General features: G+C 69.4%; 4 protein-coding genes. 2 read left to right on the forward strand and 2 right to left on the reverse strand.

Annotated features, from left to right (window positions below; genetic code table 11):
* Position 1: 1 nt before the first annotated feature.
* Positions 2 to 514, reverse strand: coding sequence for a transglycosylase SLT domain-containing protein (locus tag V7E45_RS36625; RefSeq protein ID WP_333778600.1), 513 nt, complete (start codon positions 512 to 514; stop codon positions 2 to 4).
* A gap of 636 nt (positions 515 to 1,150) precedes the next feature.
* Here V7E45_RS36625 and V7E45_RS36630 point away from each other — a divergent pair.
* Together V7E45_RS36630 and V7E45_RS36635 are read left to right on the forward strand one after the other, a co-directional pair.
* On the forward strand, positions 1,151 to 1,324 hold the full coding sequence (locus tag V7E45_RS36630; RefSeq protein WP_319147639.1) for a CsbD family protein: 174 nt from the start codon (positions 1,151 to 1,153) through the stop codon (positions 1,322 to 1,324).
* 318 nt (positions 1,325 to 1,642) lie between these two features.
* Complete coding sequence (locus V7E45_RS36635; RefSeq protein ID WP_333778601.1) at positions 1,643 to 2,095, forward strand: ATP-binding protein; 453 nt, start codon at positions 1,643 to 1,645, stop codon at positions 2,093 to 2,095.
* A 72-nt stretch (positions 2,096 to 2,167) separates the two neighbouring features.
* On the opposite strand, the gene V7E45_RS36640 is transcribed toward V7E45_RS36635, so the two are convergent.
* Positions 2,168 to 3,013, reverse strand: a complete 846-nt coding sequence (locus V7E45_RS36640) for an RNA polymerase sigma factor SigF (protein ID WP_333778602.1) — start codon at positions 3,011 to 3,013, stop codon at positions 2,168 to 2,170.
* Between the last annotated feature and the right edge of the window lie 280 nt (positions 3,014 to 3,293).

Below are 3,293 nucleotides of genomic sequence, written 5' to 3' on the forward strand. Positions count from 1 at the left end.
CTCAGTACGCGGAGTTGACGTTGTCGATGGAGCCGTAGCGGTGGGCGGCGTAGTTGGCGGCCGCGGTGATGTTGGCGACCGGGTCGGTGGAGTTGTTGGCGGTGCCGGCGACGTGGAAGGCCTTGAACGTGGGGTCGATGACCTGGAGCAGGCCCTTGGACGGGATGCCGTTCTTGGCGTTGACGTCGTAGTTGTTCTGCGCGTTGGGGTTGCCGCTGGACTCGCGCATGATGTTGCGGTGCAGGCCCTCGTAGCTGCCCGGGATGCCCTTGGCCTTCATGATGGCCAGGGACTGCTTGATCCAGCCGTCGAGGTTGTTCGCGGCGCCCTTGGCACCGGCGGCGGGGTCGGCGGCCCTGGTGGCGGCGGCGTGGGTGGCCGTGGGTGCCTCGGCGGCCTGGGCGGTGGCCGGCATCAGCGTCAGCGCCGCGGCCGCGGCGCCGGTGGTGACCAGGCCGGTCACGGCCAGGTTGCGCAGACGGGCGAGGCGGGGGGCAGCGGTGATCGCGGTCATGGGGGTCTCCTTCAAGACGTCTTTGAGGCGCCGGCCGGTCATTCGGTCGCGGCCTGTCGGGCGTCGGGGCGAGGCCCCGCACAGCGCGGCGAGCAAGGACGGTCCCGGCGATCCGCCCGGCCCGACCCGCTGCTTGCGGCGACGAGAGACATGGTTAGCGGTCGCGGAAACCCCACGCAAGAATGTGACGTACTACCCAAGGGCGTANCGGCCCGACCCGCTGCTTGCGGCGACGAGAGACATGGTTAGCGGTCGCGGAAACCCCACGCAAGAATGTGACGTACTACCCAAGGGCGTACGAATGTCCCTATTTAGTCTTTTGGCAGGGTTATGCCCTGATGGGAGTGTGAGCCCCTCTACGAAGCCCGATAGGACGTGATCTGCCTCTCGTGGGTGGCGTCACGCGCTCGGGGCAGCGGAGGGCGGTTCACGGCCCGGCGAGGGACCGCACCGGGGCGCACGAGGAATGCCCGGGAGAGGGGTGCCCGCACGTACGAGGGGGGGCCGGCCTGTCCCGGCGGGGCCCCACTCGATTCCCCAGTTCCTGCACACCCCGCGTCGTTTACGGGCATCGGCACGGGTCAAGCGCACATCAGGCACTGATATCCGATACCGGAACCGAGGACGGTGAGCAGGATGGCCGCCAGCGAGAAGGCCCGGGCCAAGATCGAGCAAATGGTGGGCAAGGCCGCCCAGGCCGCCGGACGGGCCACCGGCAACCACACCCTGATCGCCAAGGGCCGCGCGGCGCAGGCCGCGGGCAAGGCCAGGGAGACCAAGGAATCACTCAAGGACACAGGTCGGCGGTGAGGAGGGAGAGCGGGCCGCAGCCGGCTCGGGGACCGGCCACGGCACCGCCTCGGCCGAACAGCCGCATGGAGGAGGACAGCGGCGCCTCGGCACACACCCCCGGATTACCTGATCGCCGCCTCGCATGCGGAGCCGAACGGGTGGTCCCGTCCCCGACACCGTGGGCACGCTCGGCACACTCGTCGAGGCGCCCCGGGCACCGCGGGCGGCCGATGACGCGTGGCGAGCGTCATTTCATAGGCGCGGCCGCAGTGGGTAAGCGGACAAGGTCCGCAAGAACGATCAATCGTCGAACCATCCGCAGCTCATAGGAAAAATATGGTCATCCCGCTTAGGAATCAGGCGAAGGATGAGCACCGCGAGGCAGCCGCCTTGCGCTACAGCGCCGTCTGGGACACCCAGGGCCCATCCCTCGCCGACACCCGGCAAGCAGTTCGCACCCTGCTCTCGCGGGCAGGCCACCCCCCTGACCAGCAGCCGAGCCAAGACGCCCAGATCGTCGTCAGTGAGCTTGTCACCAACGCGCTGCGCCACGCCCCAGGCCCCGGCGAACTGCTGCTGGAGCTGACGGGGAACCCCGCTCTGCTGCGGATCACCGTCCGCGACACCTCCCGCACACCACCCCGCCCGGCGGCCCGCACCCCGGATCGCATCGGCGGCCACGGCCTACACCTCATCGCGCGTCTCTGCGACCGTCTGCACACCGTCCTCGGGGACCAGGGCAAGCACGTCATCGCCGAGCTCAGGCTGCACAAGGCCCCGGCGCCCTAGCCGTGGGCGCTGTCACCACAGCCCCGTGCTGCCCGCCGCTTGAGCGGCGGACAGCACGGGACGAGACGGGGGTCAGCCGGTGGCGAGCATGCCCTCGCGCAGGCGGGCGAGGGTGCGGGACAGCAGCCGGGAGACATGCATCTGCGAGACGCCCAGGTGTTCGCCGATCTGCGCCTGGGTGAGCTCCTCGACGAAGCGCATGTGGATGATCCGGCGGTCACGCTCGTCCAGCTCCGCGATCAGCGGGGCCAGCGCGTGGAAGTCCTCGACCAGTTCCAGGGCCTGGTCCTCGGCGCCGATGAAGTCCTGCAGCGCGGTCTCGCCGTCCTCGCTGCCGCTGATCGCCGCGTCGAGAGAGGAGGAGTTGTAGCCGTTGGCCGCAAGCCTGGCCTCCTGGACCTCTTCCTCGGGCAGGCTCATCAGCTCCGACAGCTCCTTGACCGTCGGGGTGCGGCCGAGCCGGCTGCGCAGCTCCTCGGTCGCGCGGGCCAGCTGGACCCGGGCCTCCTGGAGCCGGCGGGGCACGTGCACGGCCCAGGTGGTGTCACGGAAGAAGCGCTTGATCTCGCCCACGATGTACGGAATGGCGAAGGACGTGAACTCCGCCTCCCGGGACAGCTCGAACCGGTCGATCGCCTTGATCAGACCGATCATGCCGACCTGGACGATGTCCTCCATCTCCTCCGGGCCGCGGCTGCGGAACCGGCCGGCCGCGTAGCGGACCAGGGACATGTTCATCTCGATCAGCGTGTTCCGCGCGTACTGGTACTGGGGCGTGCCCTCCTCCAGCACGGTCAGCTGCTGGAAGAACAGCCGCGACAGCTCGCGGGCGTCCTTGGGAGCCACCTGGGAAGGGTCGGCCACCTCCGGCAACTCCACGACACGCGTGTCAGTCGCCGTCATGTTCATGGTCGTCATGCTCTGTCCCCTCCCACTGTCGATACCGCCGCCGGTAGCGGCCGATGACGCAGCGGTTACCCCCTCATCCCGCACCCATGCCCGCCATCTGCACGAATTCTGCACAGGATGGCGATGACCGGCCTCAACCGCGCGGCCGGGTGTCGAGGGCGGGCAGACCGGCACCTCGCGGAGGTCGTCTCCGCGAGGTGCCGGTGCGTCAGTCGTCAGCCCTGGGTACCGCCCTGGGTGTTGCCAGTGCCTCCGCCCTGAGTGCCGCCCTGGGTGTTCCCGTTGCCTC

Origin of the sequence: Streptomyces sp. IBSBF 3136 (assembly GCF_036815105.1) — a bacterium.
In the GTDB taxonomy this organism is placed as follows: Bacteria; Actinomycetota; Actinomycetes; order Streptomycetales; family Streptomycetaceae; genus Streptomyces.